This window comes from Aurantimonas sp. HBX-1, assembly GCF_021391535.1.
Lineage (GTDB): Bacteria > Pseudomonadota > Alphaproteobacteria > Rhizobiales > Rhizobiaceae > Aurantimonas.
The window spans coordinates 4,203,380-4,226,355 of sequence record NZ_CP090066.1; the positions used below are offsets into that span (position 1 = coordinate 4,203,380).

Sequence of the window (22,976 nt, forward strand, 5' to 3'; positions counted from 1 at the left end):
TGGATTCCAGAGGGCCCGAGGAGAGTCAAGCGGAGTCTGGAGAGGGGACCAAGGGTGAGGCCGGAGAGGACTGGATTCCTTGGATTCACAAAATAAAAAGCCGCCGCGAGGGATCGCGGCGGCTTCAGGGTCGTCCGAATGCGACGGGAGGGTCAGGCGTCCTTGGTCACGTGCGGGCGCTCGTCGGCGAAGAAGAACGGCCGCAGCCGGACGCCGAGGGTCGAGCCGGCGAAGGCCGCGACCAGCCACAGCCAGCCATGCAGGCTGCCCGAGGCGATGCCGCCGAAATAGGCGCCGATATTGCAGCCGAAGGCGATGCGGGCGCCATAGCCGAGCAGCAGCCCGCCGACCACCGCCGCCAGCACCGAGCGCTTCGGGATGGCGAAGTTCGGCGCGAATCGGCCGGCCAGCGCCGAGGCGAGCAGCGCACCGAGGATGATGCCGAAATTCATCACCGAGGTGATGTCGGAAAAGATGTTGGAGGCGAGCGCCGTCGCGTTGGCCGGCTGCTGCCAGTAGAACCAGGCCGATGGCTCGACGCCGACGAACTGCGACAGCTTGGCGCCCCACAGGGCGAAGGCCGAGGTGATGCCCCAGGGCCGGCCGGCCAGCGCCAGCGTGGCGAAGTTGAGCAGGGCGAGGGCAATGGCGCCGGCGACCAGCGGCCAGGGGCCGCGGGCAAAGCGGGCGAGACCTTCCCGCTTGGTCGGCTCGGCCTGCTCCAGCCCGCCATGCCGGCGCTTCTCGACGAGTATCGTCACCGCCGCGATCACCGCGAAGAGCGCCAGCGACAGGACGATGCCGAGCGGCGCGCCGAAGGTCTCGACGATCGAGACCGGCTCGAAGGCCGGCAGCGCCATCCACCAGTCGAAATGGATCGTCGCGAGCAGCGAGCCGACGATGAAGAACGCCAGGGTAATCAGCATGCGGGCATTGCCGCCGCCGGCGGTGTAGAGCGTGCCGGAGGCGCAGCCGCCGCCGAGCTGCATGCCGATGCCGAACATGAAGGCGCCGACCAGCACCGACACGCCGACCGGCGAGACGAAGCCCGACACCTCCTGGCCGAACAGGCTGCCGGCGGCGAGCGCCGGGAAGAACAGCGCGACGGCGATGGCCAGCATCACCATCTGCGCCCGCAGGCCGCGGCCGCGACCGTCGCGGATGAAGTTGCGCCAGGCCGAGGTGAAGCCGAAGGCGGCGTGGTAGAGGACGAGTCCGAAGGCGCCGCCGACGACGAAGAGCGCCGCGATGCGCGGGCTCTGGCCCAGCGCGAGGGCGAACGCGCCGACGAGGCCGAGGCCGAGGGCAACCCAGACGGCGGGGCTCACGGCACCGCCGGGGCGGCCGGCCATGGTGATCTGCGACATGAATGTCTCCGGGAATGCGTGTGTCAGGCCCAGAGATAGGAGGCCGGCCGGCTGCCGGCGACGCATGGATTGCTCGGGTTTCGTCAGGGAAGCGAAAGATCTACCCGGGATGGGCGCCGGATGAGGCGGCGGGCGCCTCGGACACGCGGCGCCGCCCCCTCAACCGGTCGTTCGGTTCAGCTTCTCACGATGTCTTCCGTGCCGGATCCTTCTTCGCGAAGGGCGAACACCTCCTTGGCCGCAAAGAGACCGTTGAGGGCGGCGGGGAAGCCGGCATAGACGGCCATCTGCATGATGACCTCGACGATCTCGCTGCGGGTCAGCCCGACATTCAGCCCTGCTTCGACATGTACCTTGAGCTGCGGGGCAGCGTTCCCCATCGCCGTGAGCGCGGCGATGGTCGCGATCTCGCGACTGCGCAGATCAAGCCCGGGGCGGCAGTAGATGTCGCCGAACGGGAATTCGATGAGGTACCGCGCGAAATCCGGGGCGATGTCGGCCAGGGAAGCAACGACCTTCTCGCCGCCTTCGCCGTCAATCCGCGAGAGTGCCTTCCGCCCGCGCTCGAAGCGGCTTTCGTCTTCTGCCTGGGGGTGCGTCATGGTCTTTCGTCTCCTTGATACCGCCGGGATAGCCAGCGATCTTGGTATCGAGGACGAGAAGGCAGGCCTGCAGTTCGGCGACATGGGTCCGGACACGCTCGCGATGGTCTTCGAGCATCTGCCGGCGCGCCGGTCCGGTCGCGTCACCTTCCGCACGGAGCGCGGCGTAGCGCAGCATCTGGCTGATCGGCATCCCGGTCGTCTTCAGGCGGCCGAGAAATTCGATCCACGTCAGGATGGCCGCGTCGTAGTCCCGCTGTCCCGAGCGGTCACGATCGGCATAGGGAAGCAGCCCGATCCGCTCGTAATAGCGAAGCGTGTGGGCCGACAAACCAGACCGTCTCGCGAGCTCGCCGATCTTCATGGGTCCCTTTCTCGTCACGACGCGGATACAGCTACCCCTTCGAGCGCACTCTAAGTCAAGGCCGGATCATGTGGGGGCCTCTTTCGCTCTTCGGGGCCCCGACAGGCGGGCCTACGGGGTTCGCCGACGTGCGCCCTCGCGCCGGGAACCGGCCGACCATCACACCCTGATCCGGCGCAAGGCTGCGTCGGGTTCGCGGCGGCCGCGCCACTGCTTGGGGTAGCCGAAGGAGACCTCCTCGAAGGCGACCCCGTCGATGACGCGCGAGGACGGCATGTGCAGGTGGCCGGAGACCACCGCGCGGGCGTTGTAGCGGGTGTGCCAGTCCTCGGTGCGGGTCGTGCCGCACCAGATCGAGAAGCGCGGGATGCGCGGCAGCCGGGCCAGCTCCTGGCGCAGCGGCCAGTGATTGACGAGGATGTTGGGGATCGCCGCGTCGAGCCCGCCGAGGCGCGCCTCGGTGGCGGCGACCCGGGCAGCGCACCAGTCGCCGCGGCTGGCATGCGGGGCGGCCACCAGCAGGCTCTCGTCGGCGCAGCGCAGCCCCGCCTCGCGGGCCCAGGCGACGGCACCTTCCAGCGCCACATGCGGCGGCCGGAAGGAATAGTCGTAGAGCAGGAACATCGGCACGATGCGCACCATGGTGCCGTCCACCGTGATCACCGGATAGTCGTCCTCCGGGGTGAGGACGCCGCGCTCGCGGCAGCGGGCGACGAAACGCTCGTAGCGGGCCTCGCCCTGCAGCGGCGTGCCGTGCGAGGCGACCGCCCAGAGCTCGTGATTGCCCGGCACCCACACCAGCTGGCGGAATTTGTCCTGCAGCGCGTCGATGGCGAGGTCGAGATGCCGCTCGGTCTCGCCGACATCGCCGGCGAGGATCAGCCAGTCATCGGGACGCGCCTCGATGGCGTGGATCGCCTCGCGATTGTCGGGATGGCCGAGATGCAGGTCGGCGACGGCGTAGAGCTTCACGCCGTTCGTCCGTCGGCCGGGGCGTCGAGCGGGACGGAAGCGGGCGTCATCGCTTCGTCGAAGCCGGTGAGCGGCACGATGCGGCGGAAATCGACCCGGGCACCGGCCGTTTGCGGCGAGACGGCGAGCGCCAGCCGGTGGGTGTCCGAGACCCCGGCCCGCAGGAAGCGCCAGCGCGCCGGGTCGTCGGGGCAGTGCTCGTGGAAGGCGATGGTCGGCTCGGTCCCCGCCAGATCGTAGGAGAAGCCGTCGAGCGGCAGGGCAAGGCCCATGCCGCGCGCCTTGATATAGGCTTCCTTGAGCGTCCAGACGGCGAAGAACCGCTCGGCCAGCATAGGGCCCCCGGCGCGCACGAACTTGGCCTCGGTGGGCGAGAAATACCGGCCGGCGAGATCGTGCGTGGCGCTCGGGCGGTCGGCGCTCTCGACGTCGATGCCGAGGTCGCAGTCGCGCGCCACGGCGAGCGCGGCGAGGCCGCGTGTGTGCGACAGGTTGAAGACGAGCCCGGGCGCCGCCCCGACGATCGCCGGCCGGCCGTATCGGTTGGCCTCGAAGCGCCAGTCGGCCGGTGCGGTCGGCGCGTAGCGCGACAGCACGGTGCGCACCATCGCCCGGCCGACGAGGAACTCGCGGCGCGCGCCTTCGACCTTGTAGCGTTGATGGCGCAGGCGCTCGCCGGGATCGAGCAGGCGTTCATAGGCGGAATCCAGCGTCGCCGGCACGTCGGCGAGGAAGCCGAGCCATACGTCGACGGCGCCGGAGACAGGACCGGGCTGGGGCTGCATCGGGGCGGTCAGCGGCCGAACAGCCAGAACAGGGCCGACAGGACGATGCTGGCGAGGATCATCGTGGTGACCGGCGCGAAGAGGGTGAAGCCGCTGCGCTCGACGACGATGTCGCCGGGCAGCCGGAACAGCCCGAGCCGCGGCAGCATCGGCCAGAGCAGGCCGGCCGCGAGCAGCGCCAGGCCGGCGAGGATCAGCGTGCGGGACATCGGCGGACGACAGGGTGGGATCGGTTCATCGCGCTGATATGGTGACGCGCCGGCCCGAAGGCGAGGCGGCGGCGGAACGGCGGCCCCGCTGCGACGTTTCGGGGCTTCACAGGCAGATGAAAGGCCGACCCATGAGCGAACTGCATTACCGGATCGTCCAGCACGACGGCGGCTGGGCCTACAAGGTCGGCGACGTGTTCTCCGAAACCTTCCCCGACCACGACACCGCCTTCGCTGCTGCCAAGGACGCCGCCGAGCGCCAGCGGCTCGCCGGCGAAACCCGCGGCATCAGCTACGAGACCGCCGACGGCCAGTGGCACGAGGAAGTCGCCGACGGCGGCGACCGGCCGGAGACCGATGTGGACGACGTCGCGCCAAGGGGGTGAGGACGGTGCGGCATCCTGCCTGACTGCCCCTTCGGACAGGGTGGGCGGGATCGGACGAGCGAGGTCGGGGGCCCGGGGATATATCAGCGGGCAGAGCGGGCCTCCGGCGATCCGACTTCGGCAATCCGGGAATGGGACGTCGCGGGTTTGCCGCTCCGCCGAGCCGCGCCTCGACAGGACCTAGGAGACGAGCTGGTCCACGCGAGGCGGCAGCCGGAGCGACGAAAGCTCGGAGGGCGGGGCCTCGTTCGGCACGATGGCCAGTATCGCGGGTCTGGCGCCGGAAAGCTCGGTCATCTGGCGACCGGTCAGGAACGGTCCCAGCGCGCTGGCCGGCCTGGGCGGGCTGAAGAGATAACCCTGGACTTCGGTGCATCCCTCCAGGCGAAGCCGATCGAACTGGAACTGCGTCTCGACGCCTTCGGCGGTGATCGTCATGCCCAGGCTGATGCCCAGCCCCGTCACGGCGCGCACGATGGCGGCGTCCTGGGGGTTTTCGGCAAGCTCCTTGATGAAGGACTGGTCGATCTTGATCTTGTCGAAGGGGAATCGCCGCAGATAGCCGAGAGACGAGTAGCCCGTGCCGAAATCGTCCATGGAGATGCGCACGCCGAGCTCTCGCAACTGATGCAGCGTGGCGAGATTGACCTCGCTCTCCTGCAACAGCACGGACTCCGTAATCTCCAGCTCGAGTCGACTGGCCGCCAGCCCGGACGAGGTGAGGGCGTTGATGACGGCCGGCACGAGATTGCGGCTCTTGAACTGGACCGGCGAGAGGTTCACCGCGATGCTGAGGTTTTCCGGCCAGGCCGCGGCCTCCCTGCACGCCTGCAGCAACGCCCATTCGCCGAGCGGCACGATCAGGCCGATCTCCTCGGCCATGGGAATGAACTCCGCCGGCGAGACCATGCCGCGTTCGGGGTGATGCCAGCGCATCAGCGCCTCGAAGCCGCTGACGGTGCTCGATCGGGCGGTGATCACCGGCTGGTAATACAGTTCGAACTCGCCGGCAGCCATGGCATTGCGCAGGTCGAGATCCAGCGCGCGCCGGGCTCTCAGCCGCGAGTCCATCCCCTGCTCGAAGAAATGGAAGGTGTTGCGCCCGTCGGCCTTGGCCCGATAGAGCGCCACATCGGCATTCTTCAACAGGACGTCCGGTTCGTCGCCATCGCCCGGTGCGAGGGCGATGCCGATACTGGTGCCGATGACGATCTGGTGGCCCTCGATCTCGTAGGGCGCGCTGGCCGCCTCGATCAGCCGGCGCGCCAGAATGCTGGCCTGCGCAGGCGTGCCGACCGCCGGCTGAATCACCGCGAACTCATCGCCGCCGAGACGGGCGACGATGTCGCGCTCACCCAGGCAGTCGCGGAAGCGATCGGCGACAGCCTGGAGCAGCTTGTCACCGATCGGATGGCCCAGCGTGTCGTTGACGCTTTTGAAGTGATCGAGATCGACGCAGAAGATCGCCAGCTTCTCGTCCCGCTGCATGATGCCGCCAAGCGCCCGGTCGAGCCGCTCGCGGAACAGGACCCGGTTGGGAAGGTTGGTGAGCGCGTCGTGATGGGCCATGTGCGCAATGCGCGCCTCGGCCTTGCGGCGTTCGGTAACGTCCATGACGGCCACCAGCACCGCCGGTCGCTCATCGACGCTGAGCATGCGCAGATAGGGATAGACGAGGATCTCCGAGCCGTCCGCCTTGACGTGCCGCCAGGCCTCTTCGGCCTCGTAGCCTTCCTGGATTCCCTTAAGAACCGCTCGTGCCGTTTCGCGCGTTTCCGCCGGCCTGATGTCGAGAACCGACATGCCCAGGAAGGCGTCGCGGCTGTAGCCGTAGTGCCGAACGGCGGCGTCGTTGACCTGCAGGAAGGAAAGCGTCGACGGGTCGTACAGCCACATCGGCACCGGGTTGCTGTCGAACAGCAACCGGAACGAGGCTTCGCGCGCCTTGACATCGGCGATGTCGGTGAGTGTGACGGACAGGAGATCCCGCACCGGCGAGACGCCGATCTTGACGTGGCGGGTCGCCGCCTCGCCCGGAATGGAGATCTCGAACTGCCGGCGCTGGCCCGTCTCGAGCGACTGCCTGAGATGGGCGAGGACGCCGTATTCCTCTAGCATCAGGTCGATTTCGGACAGTCGCTTCCATTGCAGCTTGTCCTGTGTCCGGCGCAGCAGGCGGCAGGCGCCATCGTTGACCGAGATGATCTGGAAGTCGCTGGGTCGTCCCTCTTCGTCGCGGATCGCCGTCAGCGCGAGCATGCCTTCGTCGGTCGCGCCGAACATCGTGTCGACGAGGCTGTAGCGCTCGTTGCGGTCCTCCATGCAGGCAAGAATCACCGGCGGGCCCCAACGGCTTTCGAGGGGGAATGCCACGACGTTGTACGTCTCGACGATGCCGTTGCTGACGACATGCGCCAGCGTCTGACCCGGCTTGCCCTGGCGTAGCGCCGTCGCGATGACCTGGCCCAGCGCCAGCTTGTGCTCCGGCCTCAGCTCGTCGAGCGAGATATCGGCGCCATCCTGGCCCAGCCATTTCCGGAATGTCTCGCCGAACCGCACGATCTGGAAACCGCCGCTCGCGTCCTGCACGATGAGGGCAAGCTGTTCGGCCACCTGACCAAGACTGCCGAGCGCGACATCCTCGTAAGGCGGCAGCAGAGGGCCGACGCGGGCCGCGAGCCAGCGCCGATAGAGACCCTCCAATGCCGTGGTGCGAACAAATGCATCCGGGATATTCGATCGAGGAACTCTCATCGCCACGGAGCATGTTCTCTTCAGAGGTCGCCGTTCAGCGAGCACACCCATGCTGACGAGCTTCTAAGAAAGCATTAAACCCGCGCCAAAGCCGGCGCGGCGAAGCGCCTTTTCGGGCGACAGGATATGGTGGGGAGGGCAGGGCAGCACGGAGCGTCGGCAAACCCGCCGGCTCCGCCAACCTTCGTCGCGACTGCGTTCGACGTGCAACCAGCTCGTCGGAACGCAAGGAACCGTCCGAGGGCGGAGTGATCGCCTCCGCCATCGACGCAAAAGCCCGAAAACAGGCCTTCGAAGTTCTGACTGCTGGGAAAATTTGGAGCGGGCGAAGGGATTCGAACCCTCGACCCCAACCTTGGCAATCGAGGAATTACGCAGTTAAAACAGTACGTTCTGGTGTATTTCAGTCCGCCAGAGTGCCCGTTCGTTCGTGGCTGAGATCATCAGCCAACTTAAACGACGTCGTACGCATTTGAACCGCATCGTACTGGCAGCGAGGCAGTTGCCTGCAACCGGCGTGCAACCGCTAATAAACCTAGGTCGCGCGAAGTGGCCCAGGGCAACCTTTGGTAGCCTCGGTTTAATACCCGATGCCGATGGCGAAAACGGAGAGAGTAGCCGGCGCGGATCTCAAGTGGTCCTTCGCCGATCCCACCCACTGGCGACCTAAAGGAAAGGTGGATGTTAGCAGACTTCCAGCGCCGCTCCAGTTTGCTCGAGCCCCGCCGCCGGTGACAACATACGACCCCACTACCGGAACCGATGCCTCAGGATGCGCTGCGGCCTGGCTCTCCGAGGAAAATGATCTCACTTCCGGCAGTCTTGCGTTGTTAGATGGCTTGATGCCGATTGCATAAGCCGTCGCTGTTGCCGGACTTGCCTCCAGGTGGTCTTTCCCTCTCACCTCACAAGAGCTCTCCGTGAGCGGGACAATGGCCGTGAGGAGGTTTCCGGCCCCGCGCCAGTTTACGCGACCACCGCATGCTGTCATCGCAAAATCTCTTGGGACCGTTACGAACGAAGACGGATGTTGCGCGGAACCTCCCGTTTCAGCGAAAATCTCAACCACCCATTCATTTGACGGATCGCGAAGTCCGACTGCATACGCCGTTATTGTTGCAGGGTCGGCGACTAAGTGGTCTTTCGAAGATGCGACCCAGCATCTTCCCTCCGGGTACGACTCCGTTAACAAATTACCTACTCCCGCGTAATCTACCCGAGCTCCCCCTCCGACAAGCTTATAACCTTCTGCAACGCAAGCACGCGTGGTCGGGTGCTGCGCAGAAGCGCTGGTGTTTTTAAAATATTCGACAGCGATCGACGGCGTCCGTGGCCCAGGCGGTGTAGCCGGGATTAGCAAATCATCCGTGTTCCCGCCAATTGATACGGTCAAGCGGAGGTCCCGTTCAGGGATCCTATCAAGAATGAGACTGTCTTCCTGAGCTCCGTCCCAAACTCGCGGTAGCCGGTCTCTGATATCCGTTACCTCGTTTTGTAACCCCCGAACTTCTGCTCGCGTTAGGCGGACATCGGAAACGTCTGGAGGAGGATCATAGGAAACTATGAGCGTAACGGCATCGGGCCGCACATTACTCGCGTACACTACAAGTGTTTTCCCTCGCCTCGCCATGCAGTCGCGCCAAGCGGAGATACTCCCATCTGCGGCGACCGATGAAAGGTATCTCTCCGAATGGTCATTCGAAATATTTAGGCTCGACTGCGAAAGATAGGCGCTCCTCCTGCGTGAGTACTCAGAATAGTCCGCTGAGACCTCAATGAGCTTGTAAGATCCGGAGGCCGACGAAGACTTCGCTTGGTTGAACTCTTCCTCTGTATCTACCAGTCTATAGTAGGAATATTCCGCGGTCTGGTCCGTGTTTCGCACTTCAACATCTTTGACCAGGACAGAGCTACAGCTATCCTGCTGTGCCTCGGCGGCGGGAGAGTGAAGGATCGGTCCCGCCGCAAGGCCTAGAACTGCAATACCACGAAATATTATCTGCATCGTTCTCCCTCCCATGCATAAATAGCGTAACACACGAGATGATGTTTGCGAAGCGCATCCTCCGCCCTCGGAGGTTTATGCGAAGAAGCTGCTCATTTGTTCTGAAAGTTCAAAGGGATAAACGTACTGAACGCTTTCGATCTTCAGCCCGATGCCGCGTGGTGCATTCTCCATCTCTTCGGCGGTGCATGATCGGAGCACCGGAGACTGTTTGTGCCGCACGGACGGGCCAAACAAGCGGCAATGTCGGAAGATGATGCGCTCCGGTGCACGCTGATCGGACAGGTACTACTGCGTCCGAGGATTGGTCGATGATCCCGATATGTGATGCCGACCCTGTTGAAGTGCAGTGGACCGGGAGTGAGGCGGGCGCCTTGGAACCGGCGCGTCGTTGCAAACGACCAACCCTAAGCGCCGGGACAATTCAGTCACGTGCGACAACTGGCCAAAAATAGTCAGTGGGGCGCCGGGAAGTTGATACGCCGGCGCCGCTTTCAGTCAGGCCTCTGACGAGAATCCCATCTGCCGCTCGAATGCCTGCCGAACCAGGCCCATTGCGTAAGGTATCTCTTCCACTGAGTTCATCGTGATCTCAACATCGCCGTTACCCCATCTTCCGAGGTTCGTGACGTCGATGCAGATGCCCTTTGGGTCGTCAATCTCAAAAAATGGCATGTTGATCGATAGCCGAAGCTGCTTTGACTGCGGGACGACATCGACGAAATTGGTTTCCGCCTTGTAGGCGACGTACACCTTCATGACGTCCTCCACCACATTGGGATCCAGTTCGAGTATCTCGATACGAAGCTTCTCGAAAAGAGGACCCATCGCGCCGTTTTTTAAATGGTAGTGATCGGCGAGTGAGTACTTAGCAGCAGGCTTGGAATATGTTGGCAGATACCGTGCCATTTGTTCAGCGGTCAGGGACGGCATCGGCCACACTCTAAGGCAATGTTTGGCAAGGCGATCTGCCCGCTCCTTGATAGCGTGCTCGTTCCAGGTTCCGACGGTCTCTAGCCCTTGATTCAGGCGTAGGGGACTGTGCGACAGACCGATGGGTTCCCCGGAGGAGTTCGTGACCTGGTCCCGCTTGAAAAGCCAAGGGCGGTCTTTGTATTCGGAGTTGTAACCAGACAGCGTCAGGTTTCCCAGAGTGTGTAGCCAAGCTTGTTGGACCCGCTGCCAGTCGGGCCCCAACTCGCTACGCCACTCGGGAGAAAGCTTCTCATTCTGCGGCATAATGTGTTCGATGGTGTAGTCGTCTACGAGCACCCTTTCCTTACGCCCGTGGTTCTCAAAACGACGGAGCCAAAAACCCCTCGTGCGAAAGTTGTAGAGATCTCGCTGCTTCAAGTCGCGCTCGAACTCTGCATCACTTGGCATGCGCCGGTAGGTCGGTAGGAGAATGAACGCGGCCTTGGTGCTCTCTAGGTAGCGACTCTTGTCGATCGACCGGCTCAACCCCGCGAATATTTTGTTCAGCGCATTGGTTGGAAGACCGCATATGGCTCTCCTGAACACGTGGGTCTCCACCATGCGGACAATTTCAACTACTTCTTTGGTGGTTAGCAAATTCCTCTTGTAGTGGTCGTAGACATCGAGAAGAAACGGGAAGGCGACATCGACCTTCAGCTCTCGCAGGTCGTGAAAAGCGCCACGCAACTCTACCTCGGGTTCCTTGTCCAGTGCCATCGCCCAGTAGTAGGTAGCAAATGTATGTATGTCTGCAACGAGCGTCTCAAGGGCTTCGACACCGTCGAAGGCCTGGGCATAATTCTTAAATGCGGTGTAGACGTGCCGGACGTTGGGAATCTCTCCAGTCTTTACCGTCAGGTAGTGACGCATAAACGCGTCGAAATACGTGGTATAGGCAGCTTGGCCGAAGCCGATCTCCATTGGTCTCCAATAGTTGACATACATCGACTTCTGAAGGTCGGGCTCAAGCCCCATAAGAATGTAGTTCCGGATGAGATCAGCCTGGCTGAGTTCCAGTCCCGTCGAGTTCATGCTCTCGAAAATCAGCTGCGGGTTGTCGTGGGCCCGGTCGAGCGCGACCTCCACGAGGGTCAGCTTCGACAGTCCTTCGCAGACGGCTTCGATCTCGTGAGCATGCGTTGCGATCAAACTCCGGAACTGAGTGAAGTTCTCGCTGATTCGGAGACTGCAGTCTTGCGGGAGGGGTGTGTTTCTGATGATCGCGAGCAGTGTGGCGCTGTCGGTCTCGGAAAGCAGGAGCTTGTAGTGCCGGTCCCCTGACTCATCAGGGTTCACCAGGTAGTAGTTCCTTAGCTTTCTTGCGGAGAAAGTGTCCAAGATCTCGTCCAGGCCCTCATCGTCAAAATGCCGCTCGAGTGCGGCGATGAGGAGAATGCTGGTCGTCAATCGCTGCTGGCCATCGATAACGAGGAGGGCCTCCTGATTGGTAACGGACGACAAGGCACGTTCGACATAAACGATCGAGCCAAGGAAATGGGCTCTGACGGTTTCGCTCCGACCGGCCCGAAGAAGGTCATTCCACAGCTGTACGCACTGGCCCTTCTCCCACGAATAGTTGCGCTGGTAGATCGGAATGACGAACTGCGGTGACTTCCGGATGAACTTGAGTAGGTTCGCTTCTGTGGCTTTCAAAAAATGATTCTCCCGCCTCGCTTTTTCACCGAGTACCACGTGTTGGTAAGGAGCGGCAGCCACTGCGGCTTCCGTCGGAAATGATTAGGCGTGAGTGAGGTAGTAGGCTGTTCTCTCCCGGAGCCGCTCCTCCGATGCGGCGTTTGCGCTGCTGATTCCGGACAATTTTCTTGCCACAAACGATCCTCTAAAGAGCCTGCCCATCGGTGAGACCGGGCCAAAGAGGGTGCGCCACGTACGCGCTTCCCTCCCCCTGCTTTATTGCATGCCATATCAGCACTTTTCATTGGGCGGCTACCACGCGTGCAAGGCGTGGTACCTGTCATGCGTCAGGCGTCAGGCGGCACGGCAAAGGGAAGGCTTGTGTATAACGACGAGGTGACGCGGGCTCCCCGCGATGAGGACGAGTTGTGGGAAGGGCGACCCGCAAGCAGGGAGTGGGAGGAACATTCGTCGGCGCCACAGCAGACCAAGTTAGGTTTCTCGACTCCTACCAGACATCAAGAAAGCACTCCAAAGAACTAATGCGGCGGCTAGAGTCATTAAATATTTAATTGGTATTCTGAAGCCAAATAAATCCGTTGTGCCCCGCGTTAAGTTGTACATAAGGCCAATATCAGGAACCCATCGTGAAACAAATAGGAGTGAAAATGTTGCGATTGCAACGCCTATTAGAAAGATGGGCGCCGCACTCGCTCTGCGGTTGGCCCAACGCAACGTCCTAAAGGACGTCCTTGTCAGCAACTTCGCTCCGCTGTTGAGAGCGGCGAAAGGCACGCGAGACCTCTCGCTTGACGCCGCCTTTCCTGCCCGGTTCGTCCATTTGCTCCCATTACTCATCAACCTTACATCCCGTACAAGCATTAGATCGCAGAGATAATAACACATAGGCGTCGCCATGGGGCGAAGTTACTGTGGGCACCGTGCATTGCCGTTTCACGATTTACGTTAGGGATCCTTCGCGACCGGTTCTACCCCTACCCCTCGTGCTGACCAAGTGGCCACAGCGGGGCGTCACAGCCGGCACACCGTCACCTCTTTCCGTCTAACCGCAACGTGACGGCGGTGGCGCTGGTGACGCTCCCGCGCAGCGCCGGTTGGCACTGGCCACGGGAGGAGGGGGCTGTAACTTGGCATGAAGGCGCTACCAGCGCCAAAAGCGAGAACGAACGGTCCTCAAATGTCACCCAGCTCAGTGCCAACCGCCCCGGAACTACTACTGCCAAAAAATGAGCGGGCGCTTCGGATCGTTCTGAGAGCGGTCGTCTGGGCGAACGCCGACAGCGAGGCTCGAGAGGCAGAGCTACGGGTAGCCCAAGCTTTCGCAGTGCTACTTGGGCACAAGCCGCACCAAGGGCCGCCTCCCAAAGAACGGGACGAGCTTCTGGAAATGCTGGCGTTCGACTATTCAATAGTAACCGAATGGGAGAAGCGAACGGATGTCAAGGTCACAGAACTCGCAAGAAAACTTGTTGACCATCATCCTTCAACGGCTGATCGCGCGGGCAGAGAGTCTGTTATTCGAGATCTGGCCCGGAAATTCAAAGTGCATAAAGCCGCACTGCTGGCGGCGCATTCCTTTGACGCCGGCGAGGATCCGGAGGCATTCTTTTCCTCTATTCGCTCTGTGCTCGAGGCATTCGAGTCCCTCGGAATTCCCGTGGACCGGGGTGTTCTGCCTCCAGGGTACCGTCAAGGGAGATAAACCGCCGCTTTGAATCCGGTGCGCGGGCACCCATCATGTGAAATCTGAACGGCCTTCTCGCAACTTAGAGGAGGTCATCTTGACCCACCAATACAGCATTCCCAGCGAACACGCGGCTCCCGGCTCTCGTCCCGAAAAACTGATAACTTTCCACGAAGCGGCGGACGTCCTCGGCGTTCACTACTGGCAGATTCAACGCGCGGTGAAGCGCGGAGACATTCCCAGCTATCGGCCCTTCAACTCGCGTCGCCTCGTGAAGCTCTCCGAAGTTGTCGCGTTCATCGAAGCCTCTCGGCATGGAGGTGGGGCATGAGCCGGAATGTTTTCGCGGAGACGGCCCCCAAACTTTGGAGCCGAGGCCTACGTTGCGTGCCGATTGAGGATGGGAGCAAGCGCCCCGCCAAGGAGATCAAGCGCTGGCAAGGCTACCTCGGTGCCGCGCCGAGCCAGCAGACGGTCGATTCGTGGCTTGAGCGGTACCCGACCAACGGTATCGGTCTGCTCTTAGGCAGCGAGGTTTCTCCCGGCAAAATTCTGGTCGCTCTCGACGTGGACGATGACCGTCTCGTCGAGCCGGTCGAAAGGTTGATCGGTCGCGCGGGCGCTATTTCAGGGAAGGTCGGGAAGAAGGGCGCGACGTATTTCGTCTTGATGCCGAAGGGCGGGCTGTCACGCTCGACTACCCTTTTTGGCGCCGCTGACCTCAACAACATCGATGTTCTCGCCGGCGGAAGGCAGACCGTCATGCCCCCGTCGGTCCATCCCGAAACAAACGAGCAGTACCAGTACCTCGGTGCTCCGTTGGTCGATGTCGCATTTGCGGATCTTCCCTATGTGACGCCGGAGGCGCTGGCAGTGCTCGGCGTAGCCGTCGGATCGGATGAAATCTTGACGCTCTTGGAGGGCAAGAGCACGCACGATGCTGGGTTGGCGCTCGCCGGTCGGCTCGTGGCCAAGGGCGCAGAGGACGACGAAATCAGAGCCATCTTCGAGTCGTTTCTCCCGGAAGACTACGCCGGCGACTCGCTGGAACACCTGCCGGGCTGGATCTCGTCTGCACGGGAGAAAGGCTTCGGCGACGGAGCCGCAAAGCGGGAAACGGCAACAGCGGCTCTTGTTTCGCTGGGAAGTGGCAATGGCGTCGAACTCTTCAACGACGGACACGGCTCCGCCTACGCCACCGTGCCGACCGAGCAGGGTCGCGAGACTGTTCGCCTTCCCTCGGACAGCTTCAAGATGTGGCTCAGGCATCGGGCGCACCGCGCGTTCGAAAAGCCGCTCGCCTCGTCTGGGCCCTTGCTTGAGGCGATGGCGACATTGGAAGCGATGGCACTTTATGAGGGCTCCGCACATGTCGTCAGCATCCGCACCGGGGGCGACGAACGTCAGGTAGAAATCGACCTCGGACGCCCCGACGGAAAGGTTGTCGTGATCAAAGCCGAAGGCTGGGGCGTCAGGGAAGAAGGAGACTGGAAGCTCGTCAGGGGCGCGGGCTTCGGCGCTCTGCCTGACCCGGCGGCTGGGGACGGGCTTGCCCGGCTGCAGAGTCTGTTGAATCTGACAGACGCGTCGTTCCAATTGACGACGGCATTCTTGCTCAATGCGCTCAAGCCGAATGGGCCCTTCTTCATTCTCCTTATCGAGGGCGAGCAAGGATCGGGCAAGAGCCTGTTTGCGCAGCTGATAAAGCGGATCATCGATCCGAATGCAGCCGAGCGCATTCGTCTGCCGGACAACGACCGGGACCTGATGGTTCAGGCGAAAGAGTTCCGGCTCCTAAACTTCGACAACGCGTCCGGCATGAAGGCCGACATCTCCGATGCGCTGTGTTCCTTGGCAACGGGAGGCGGAGTTGCGGTTCGTAAGCTATATACGGATGGTGAGCTGAACGTCCTGTCGTTCGCCAGGCCGTTCATGATCAACGGGATTTCCAGTTTCGCCAACCGGCCGGATCTTATGGAACGGGCAATTCCGATTCAGTTGCCGCCGATGCCCACGGGTGTTCGCCGCGAGGAGGCGGCGATCCTGCGCGAGTTCGAGGACATGCTCCCTTCGATCTTGGGCACCCTCTACAGCGGCGTCAGCTCGGCGCTGCGCCATCTGCCGGACGTCGAGGCGCCTACCACGTTGCGGATGGCCGATGCGGCACGGTGGATCAAGGCGGCCGCCATGTCCCCCGAAATTGGCGTCGGAGGAGGCGAACTCATCGCGGCGATAGAGAAGGCGCAGACCGACTTCTTCATCGAGCGCATCAACGACGATCCGATATTGATGCGGCTTCGCGAGATCACAGCTGAGAAGCCGTTCGAAGGGTATGTGGGCGATCTGTTCGCCCGTTTCGTTGACGCGCCTGGAGCGGGCCTTCCGCGGACCCCCGCCCACCTCTCGAAGGCTCTGGATCGGCTCAGGCCGGCGATGGCGAAAGCGGGCGTTTGGGTTGAATTCCGCGAGAAGGATCGGCGCGGACGCCTGGTGCGGATTACCTCGGAGGCAAAGGGGCCGCCGCCGAAACCGCCGTTCTAGCCGGCGTGACGCAGGTGACGGCGGTGATGCTATTTCGCGTCCGCCCGTCAGCGGCCGGCAGGGGGTACCCCTGCCGGCGCAGCCCAGCCAGCCGCCGCCTGACCGTCACCAGCAGCACGGCCGTCACGTTGCGACTTCAACCTCGGCGAGGCCGGATTCCGAAACACCGCGAGCCCCGTTACTTCGAGGCTCGACACCGCCCCAAGCAATTCTGGTTACAAGCGTGGTTCCAGTTTCGGCGCCTCGAGCGTCTCCGAAGGTTTCCCTGTGATTTATTGTGACGGTTGCTTCGCCGTGTTTTTGTTTTGATTTTTGCCCCGCTAGCTGAGGATCAGCACAATGGACTTCTCCATCAAGCTCACCAAACGAACCCGCAAGCGCACCTTGAAAAGCGGTGCGGTCGTCTTGCAAGACCGTTACGTACTCAACTACCGAGATCCGAAGTCCGGCCAGCGCCGTCAGGTTTTCTTCGAGCGGAAAAAGGAAGCCGAAGCCCGGCAACGCGAACTGCAGAACCAGGTCGCCGAGAACACTTACGTCGATCCGAAGGCTGTGCCGACCGTCGCCGAAGCGGTCGAGCACTGGCTCGCTGACAAGGCAGACAAAGTGAAGGCGTCGACGCTCACCGGCTACAAGATCGTCTGCCACTGCATCACCGGCCCGCTGCTCGAGGGCACTGTCCGCGAGCGCTGCGAATATACGGCGACGGGTAAGAAGCCGAAGGGCGCGTCCTTCGTCCCGCTCCTTGGGCACCTGAAGCTGACGGAGCTGACGACGGCGGCGATCCGCGCCTGGCACCGAGTTCTCGTCGAGCAGGTCGGCACCTACACAGCCAATCGAGCAAAGGCGCATCTGAAGGGGGTCCTGGCGCTCGCCGAGGAAGACTTCGGAGTTCGGGCACCGTCGATGCCCACCGGCCTCGCACGGGCTCGCCATAAGCCCAGGAAGGTCATCCTGTCGTCTGCCGACATCGCAAGGCTGATCACGGCCGCCAAGACCGACGACGAGGCCGGCGTCTACTATGCGTTCCCGTTCCTGACGGGCACCCGGCCGAGCGAGCAGCTGGGCCTTCTGTGGGACGACGTCGACTTCGACGCCAATGTGATCCGCATCCGGCGCGTCCAGGAGCGCGACGGCAGCTTTACCGAGATGACCAAGACCGAGGCGGGAACACGCGAGATCCCAATGGGGACGACGCTCCGCGAGATGTTGTTGAACTGGCGCGTCCGGTGCCCGCGCAAGGGCAAGGAGCTGCATCGTGTCTTTCCTGGACCCGGCAGGCTGCAGCCTTGGCCGAAGCAGCGCATCGGCGGCGGGGGGCCGCTGCTCTACCAGAACTTCCGGCGCCGCTATTGGGAGCCCGCCTTCGAGCGTCTCGGGCTGCCCTACGTCACGCCGCACTCGGCACGGCACTCGTTCATTTCGACGCTTCAGGCGCAGGGGATCGAGGTCGGTCTCGTCGCCAACATCGCCGGCCACGCCAATCCGACCGTCACCCTCGGCCACTACACGCAAGCCGTCCGGGACGGCAGCGTCGCCGTCGAGGCTCTCGAACGCGCCTACGCGGGCGCCTGACCACCGGCATATACGCCGCCGGCCGCCGTGGCCCCACCGGCTGCGGCGGCGGCACCGGCTGGGGCAGCTGCACCGCACGCGGCGCAGCGCGCGCCCGTAGCCGTGGGGTGGCCCCGGTACTCGTCAAATATCTGATAACACGGAGATAATTGTGCCGATGGCTCCGGCGTGTTCCGATCTTACCGGAACTGTTGAGGAGTTGGCGCCATGGGCGAGACAGTCACGTTCGGTCTGGAAATTCTACTTCAGCATCCGCGAGCGGCGTCTGCGATCGCACTTGCCGCGTCCGCTGAAGCTCGGCGCTGCGAAGATGCGGCGGGTGAGCCGGAGACCTGCGCCGAGGCGCATGCGCTTGCCGCCGAGCTGCATGATCTGGCCCTCCAGTCACACGCGGCTGCTCGCGGGCACCCGCTCGAAGCGCACCGTCGAGCCGCCGAAGCCCACGCCGTGGCGTCGCGGGCTCATCTGGCCGCCCAAGCGGCGGCCGAGCGGGGCGGGTCGGAAGACGGCACTGAGCCCTACCTCGCAGCTCTTGCCGAGGCCGAGGCGGCACGCCTCGCCGAACTCGCCGAGCAAGACGACGCTTCGGGGTGCCGCACGGCTGCTGCCTAGACGCCTCGGTCGCAGCAACTGACGCCTTCGGCGCGGCGAGGGGCCGATGCTCCTGCGCGGTCGCGCATGCGCCGCTCCCAGGCTGAATGCTTCAGCCTCCCCCCAAGTACCCCCATTCTCGCTGTCGACGCCGGGGGGGCCCACGAACCGCGCAGCATATTCGGAAGGATCATATTCCGGCGCGGCGCCGGCCGGCAGCTGGGTCAGTAGCACCGCGTGACCGCGCCGCTCTGAATGCAGGTGACCTTTGGCTTCGACGGCGGGTTGAGACCTTCAGCGATTTGGCTCAGCCCCCGCGCGACCTGCTGTTGCCGGCGCTGTTGTTCCAGGCGCACCGCGAACGGCTTTAGCTGGCTTATGCAGTAGTCGTGATACCGCGTGCCGGGGCCGTAGCCGCCCTCGGTGCAGACGGCCATAACATCGGCGGTCGCGACCTCCTCGACGGTCTGACATCCGGTGAGGAGGAGCAGGGCCGCGGTAACGATAGCAAGGGGAAGCTTCACTGGCGTTCTCCAAAAATCGCCAGAAAAACACGGTCGAAATATCGGCCACAATTATCGGAAGCGGGTAACCACGCGACGGAGCAGCGAAGGGCGCCGAGGTTCTGGCTCGCGCTGCTCGAAATGGGCGAGGGGCAACTTGTCCGCCAGGGAGGTCGGCACAGGCGCTGGCATTCTTTGGACTGTCTCGTCGACCGCCGCGACGGCTCCGGTTTGCTTGACTGCCAAGGCAGGCACGCTGTCAGCGGGCTCTAACAAGGTGCCGGCGATGAATTTCGGGTCCCATCGCGACGTCGCCTCGCGTGCGGCGTCTCTGAGCCGACTGGGCGACTGCGGGTGAATTAGCAGCAGGAACACTACGTGGGCGGTCCGGAAGGTCCCGATAACCGCGTCGGGGGCAATCGCTCGCAGTCTTTCGATGCAGTCGACGACAAATGGCTCCCGCTCCAAGCGCGAAAAGTGCTGGTAGACTAGCACGGACTTGCCGGTCGCGTAGCAGGCCGCCAACTCCTCTTCGAACAGGTACTTAGAGGAGCCCTTGTGACCGTTGCGCGGCTTCTTCACCTCCAAGCCATTGTCCGGGTCGAAGAAGATGAGGTCGACATCGGCAAGCGCCGCTTGGCACGCTCCCATATACGCGCGTCGTTCGGGCGCGTTGTCGGGTAGCGGCTCGTTGAGTAGCGCCCGCCAGGGATTGCTGCGCTTTCCTCAATGTGTCGCAGCCGACGACCGTCGGGGTCGTCACTAACTCCCACCAGGATGTCGAACAGCTCCGGGTCGTGGTGGCGGTGCTTTGCAGGCTGCTGAAGGTAAGCGCGCTTGCTGCCGTCGGAGCTGCCGTCGGATGGCGTCAGCATCCAGCACACTCCAATACGGGTGTCGCCGCCGGCAGTGAGGGCACAGCGTAGGGTGTATTTCCGGTAGTCGCTGATCCCCAACGTACTGTTCCTTCACCACCGCCCCCCTTCGGATTGCACCGAGGCAGCATGCAGGAATACCCGAATTTAGAGTACCCCAAATTCGGGTTTCAATTGAACGCTGGCTTTCAACCGGCGCTGCGCATTGACCTCCCTTCGATCAGATCTCTACCAGCAAATTATCGACCGTCTCGTGCAGGCGCGGAAAGACGCCGGGATCACGCAAGCTGAGCTAGGACTGCGAATCGGTCAGCGGCAGACCTTTGTCTCAAAGGTTGAGTTGGGCGAACGGCGTATTGATGTGGCGGAGTTCGTTGAAATCTGCCGAGCGATCCAGGTCGACCCCCACGCCTTAATCCGAGCGGGGGAGAGGGCAGGCAGGTAAGCGGCCTTCCCGGCCGTCCCGATACGCTGCCTTTCCCAAACTGTCATCACCCAGGATATCGCAATAGCTCACTCGGCCCAAATCCCCTATGCAACTCTAGGGTATTGATTCACGCCCGGTGTGAAGAGAGGACGAGCTTTGTCGGCCCACAAGGAAGCGACCGCACGGATCAAGATAAACAAGTTGCTCGAGGAGGCCGGCTGGCGGTTTTTCGAGAGTGAGCGCGGTCCTGCAAACATTGTTCTTGAACCAAACGTAAAGCTGAAGAACGCCGACATTGAGGCGCTCGGCAGAGATTTTGAGAAGTCCAAGAATGGCTTTATCGATTTTCTGTTGCTCGACGTAGACGGCAAACCGCTCATCATCCTGGAAGCAAAATCCGAAGGAAAACATCCGCTTTCGGCCAAAGAGCAGGCCCGCAAATATGCCCGCTCGCAGAATGCGCGTTTTGTTATCCTCAGCAACGGCATCATGCATTTTCTTTGGGATCTTGAGCAGGGCAATCCTAGCGTCATCTCGAAATTCCCAGGCCCCGATGACATCAAAAACCACTACGCTTTCGAGCCTGACACAGGCAGATTGTCCGCAGAACCAGTAGGGCTGGACTTCATCGCGCTCACGCAGATGCCCGGGTACGCCAATGAGGCCGCCTGGAAGAACGAAGCCGAGCGACTGGCATTCATTGAAAAGCAGAAGCTGCGATTTCTTCGCAAATACCAGCAGCGCGCAATTGAGCGTATCCAGGAGGAAGCAAAAAAGGGCGCCACCCGTTTCCTTTTCGAGATGGCGACTGGAACCGGAAAAACGCTTACCTCAGCCGCCGTGGTCAAGCTCTTTCTCAAAACGCGCAATGCCAAACGGGTTCTGTTTCTCGTCGATCGCCTGGAGTTGGAAACCCAGGCGGACAAGGCATTCAAAGCGCTTCTCAGGAATGATTTCACCTCGATCATCTACAAGGAGCAACGGGACGACTGGCGCAAGGCGGACATTGTTGTCACCACGGTCCAGTCCCTTCTCTTCAACGACAAGTACCGCCGCCTGTTTTCGCCGACGGATTTCGACCTGGTAATCTCGGACGAAGCTCACAGGTCAATTGGCGGCAACGCGCGCGCAGTCTTTGAGTATTTCATCGGCTACAAGCTGGGCCTCACCGCCACGCCCAAGGATTATCTCAAGCGATCAGCGAAGGGAAAAGCCTCTGAAAGAGATCCCCGCGAGTCTGAACGGCGGATGATGCTGGACACTTACAAAACTTTCGGCTGCGAATCGGGTGATCCGACCTACCGCTACTCTCTTCTGGATGGCGTGCGGGATGGCTTCTTGATCAATCCCTATGTCATCGATGCGCGAACAGGCGTCACCACTCAACTGCTGTCGGAAGAGGGGTTCACGGTCGAAACGACCGCCGAGGACGGAACCGAGCTGAAGGAAGCCTTCGCTGGCCGAGATTTCGAGAAGCGCTTTTTTGCGGAGGCGACCAATCAAGCATTTTGCCGAGCGCTGCTCGAGCACGGAATGCGTGATCCGATCTCGGGCGAGTTCGGCAAAACCATCGCCTTCGCGGTCAGCCAAAGCCATGCGGCGAAAATTACACAGATCCTGAACACGTTGGCGGATCAGCTCTGGCCCGGCCGCTACCAATCCGATTTTGCCATGCAGGTGACTAGCGATGTCACCCATGCACAGAGGATGACAATCAACTTTGCCAACAACAATCTGGCTGGCCACAGTGACGGATTGGAGAATTACCGCACCAGCAAGGCGCGGGTCTGCGTGACGGTCGGCATGATGACCACAGGCTATGATTGCCCGGATCTGTTGAACCTTGCGCTGATGCGGCCAATTTTCTCTCCCTCTGATTTTGTCCAGATGAAGGGCCGCGGCACCCGAAAGCACAATTTTTCCGAGGAAATGTTCGATCCGGCGCAGAAGACAGTGCTCGGCGATGTTCAGAAATCTGTCTACCGGCTGTTCGATTTCTTCGCCAACTACGAGTTTTTCGAGGAGAAATTTCAGTACAATCAAGAACTCAAACTTCCCAAGCCCGCCGCTGTGCCGCTGGCTTCTGGAGGCGATACAACAACGGGAACGACCACCGCCGCGGCATATTACGAGTTCCTCGAGCCCGATCAGGTTGTCTACCAATCCGAGCAGCAAATCGGGCCAGAAGGAATGCGCGTCGACCGGGAGCTGTTCAAGAAATTCGAGGATGTGGCGCGGTCCGACAAGCGCCTTGCCGAACTGGTTGAGCAGCAGAATTGGGAGACGGCGACCCGGCACGTCATCGAGGAATTGTTCGACAAGCCCGACGAACATTTCAACCTGGAACGCCTGCGCCGCGCGGCTGGTGTTGATCGTCGTATCACGATCCGCGAATTGATCGAAAAGGCCTTCGGCTTCATTCCCAAATTCAAGAGCAAGGCCGAACTGATCGAGGACGAATTCCAGAAGTTTCTGCTTGACCAGAAGCCCGAGGAAGCCGACCGCGTTGCCCAGATGCGCTATTTCTTTGAAGCCTATATCCGCGACGCTAAGGTCCGAGCCTTGGTCGATGCGGGGCACTTCGGAGACCTCAATGTAAACCCAACTTTCACTACCCGCGACCTCAAGGAAGTGCCGGCCCCGTGGCGCAGACGCATCCCCGAATACATCAAGGACTATGTGTCCCTGAACCCGTTCCTTTGATG

At 62.1% G+C, this 22,976-nt stretch carries 19 protein-coding genes; 8 read left to right on the top strand and 11 right to left on the bottom strand.

The window, feature by feature from the left end; translation table 11 throughout:
* Positions 1–152: 152 nt before the first annotated feature.
* The 6 genes from LXB15_RS19870 to LXB15_RS19895 all read right to left on the bottom strand — a co-directional run bounded on the left by LXB15_RS19870 (position 153) and on the right by LXB15_RS19895 (position 4,299).
* A complete protein-coding gene (locus LXB15_RS19870; protein WP_233950081.1) occupies positions 153–1,367 on the bottom strand; it encodes a YeeE/YedE family protein in 1,215 nt (404 codons plus the stop codon).
* A gap of 176 nt (positions 1,368–1,543) precedes the next feature.
* Positions 1,544–1,969 (bottom strand): carboxymuconolactone decarboxylase family protein, encoded by a 426-nt coding sequence (locus LXB15_RS19875; protein ID WP_233950082.1) that lies wholly within the window; start codon positions 1,967–1,969, stop codon positions 1,544–1,546.
* Entirely contained in the window at positions 1,902–2,333 is a 432-nt protein-coding gene (locus tag LXB15_RS19880) for a MerR family transcriptional regulator (RefSeq protein WP_233950083.1), read from the bottom strand. Before LXB15_RS19880 ends, LXB15_RS19875 begins: the two co-directional genes overlap by 68 nt.
* A gap of 159 nt (positions 2,334–2,492) precedes the next feature.
* Positions 2,493–3,305 (bottom strand): metallophosphoesterase, encoded by an 813-nt coding sequence (locus tag LXB15_RS19885; protein WP_233950084.1) that lies wholly within the window; start codon positions 3,303–3,305, stop codon positions 2,493–2,495.
* Positions 3,302–4,090, bottom strand: a complete 789-nt coding sequence (locus tag LXB15_RS19890) for a 4'-phosphopantetheinyl transferase superfamily protein (RefSeq protein ID WP_233950085.1) — start codon at positions 4,088–4,090, stop codon at positions 3,302–3,304. Before LXB15_RS19890 ends, LXB15_RS19885 begins: the two co-directional genes overlap by 4 nt.
* An 8-nt stretch (positions 4,091–4,098) precedes the next feature.
* Positions 4,099–4,299, bottom strand: coding sequence for a DUF2905 domain-containing protein (locus LXB15_RS19895; protein WP_233950086.1), 201 nt, complete (start codon positions 4,297–4,299; stop codon positions 4,099–4,101).
* Between the two features lie 131 nt (positions 4,300–4,430).
* Between LXB15_RS19895 and LXB15_RS19900 the strand changes: the two genes are divergently transcribed.
* Positions 4,431–4,685, top strand: coding sequence for a DUF2188 domain-containing protein (locus LXB15_RS19900; protein WP_233950087.1), 255 nt, complete (start codon positions 4,431–4,433; stop codon positions 4,683–4,685).
* A 180-nt stretch (positions 4,686–4,865) separates the two neighbouring features.
* Here the strand turns inward: LXB15_RS19900 and LXB15_RS19905 are convergent, their stop codons facing one another.
* Positions 4,866–7,439 (bottom strand): bifunctional diguanylate cyclase/phosphodiesterase, encoded by a 2,574-nt coding sequence (locus LXB15_RS19905; RefSeq protein ID WP_233953262.1) that lies wholly within the window; start codon positions 7,437–7,439, stop codon positions 4,866–4,868.
* Between the two features lie 2,503 nt (positions 7,440–9,942).
* The gene (locus LXB15_RS19910; RefSeq protein ID WP_233950088.1) at positions 9,943–12,072 is read right to left on the bottom strand and encodes a DUF262 and DUF1524 domain-containing protein; all 2,130 of its coding nucleotides are present in this window, start codon (positions 12,070–12,072) and stop codon (positions 9,943–9,945) included.
* Between the two features lie 1,390 nt (positions 12,073–13,462).
* Here LXB15_RS19910 and LXB15_RS19915 point away from each other — a divergent pair.
* From LXB15_RS19915 to LXB15_RS19925, 3 genes are all read left to right on the top strand, one after another.
* Positions 13,463–13,777, top strand: coding sequence for a hypothetical protein (locus LXB15_RS19915; RefSeq protein WP_233950089.1), 315 nt, complete (start codon positions 13,463–13,465; stop codon positions 13,775–13,777).
* Between the two features lie 79 nt (positions 13,778–13,856).
* Positions 13,857–14,090 carry an excisionase family DNA-binding protein gene (locus tag LXB15_RS19920; protein ID WP_233950090.1) on the top strand — a complete coding sequence of 78 codons (234 nt, stop codon included), beginning with the start codon at positions 13,857–13,859 and terminating at the stop codon, positions 14,088–14,090.
* A complete protein-coding gene (locus LXB15_RS19925; protein ID WP_233950091.1) occupies positions 14,087–16,300 on the top strand; it encodes a bifunctional DNA primase/polymerase in 2,214 nt (737 codons plus the stop codon). The genes LXB15_RS19920 and LXB15_RS19925 overlap by 4 nt, the downstream gene beginning before the upstream one ends.
* A 123-nt stretch (positions 16,301–16,423) precedes the next feature.
* On the opposite strand, the gene LXB15_RS19930 is transcribed toward LXB15_RS19925, so the two are convergent.
* Complete coding sequence (locus LXB15_RS19930) at positions 16,424–16,882, bottom strand: hypothetical protein (RefSeq protein WP_233950092.1); 459 nt, start codon at positions 16,880–16,882, stop codon at positions 16,424–16,426.
* Between the two features lie 24 nt (positions 16,883–16,906).
* Between LXB15_RS19930 and LXB15_RS19935 the strand changes: the two genes are divergently transcribed.
* Positions 16,907–17,875: a site-specific integrase gene (locus tag LXB15_RS19935; protein ID WP_233950093.1), complete on the top strand. Its 969-nt coding sequence runs from the start codon at positions 16,907–16,909 to the stop codon at positions 17,873–17,875.
* A 207-nt stretch (positions 17,876–18,082) separates the two neighbouring features.
* Positions 18,083–18,487, top strand: a complete 405-nt coding sequence (locus LXB15_RS19940; protein ID WP_233950094.1) for a hypothetical protein — start codon at positions 18,083–18,085, stop codon at positions 18,485–18,487.
* Positions 18,488–18,690: 203 nt separating this feature from the next.
* Here LXB15_RS19940 and LXB15_RS19945 read toward each other — a convergent pair whose 3' ends face one another.
* Entirely contained in the window at positions 18,691–18,990 is a 300-nt protein-coding gene (locus LXB15_RS19945; protein WP_233950095.1) for a hypothetical protein, read from the bottom strand.
* Between the two features lie 51 nt (positions 18,991–19,041).
* The gene (locus tag LXB15_RS19950; RefSeq protein WP_233950096.1) at positions 19,042–19,620 is read right to left on the bottom strand and encodes a hypothetical protein; all 579 of its coding nucleotides are present in this window, start codon (positions 19,618–19,620) and stop codon (positions 19,042–19,044) included.
* Positions 19,621–20,097: 477 nt separating this feature from the next.
* Here LXB15_RS19950 and LXB15_RS19955 point away from each other — a divergent pair, with 477 nt between their 5' ends.
* Both LXB15_RS19955 and LXB15_RS19960 read left to right on the top strand, forming a co-directional pair.
* Positions 20,098–20,289 (top strand): helix-turn-helix domain-containing protein, encoded by a 192-nt coding sequence (locus LXB15_RS19955; protein WP_233953263.1) that lies wholly within the window; start codon positions 20,098–20,100, stop codon positions 20,287–20,289.
* Positions 20,290–20,427: 138 nt separating this feature from the next.
* Positions 20,428–22,974 (top strand): DEAD/DEAH box helicase family protein, encoded by a 2,547-nt coding sequence (locus LXB15_RS19960; RefSeq protein WP_233950097.1) that lies wholly within the window; start codon positions 20,428–20,430, stop codon positions 22,972–22,974.
* Positions 22,975–22,976: the final 2 nt, after the last annotated feature.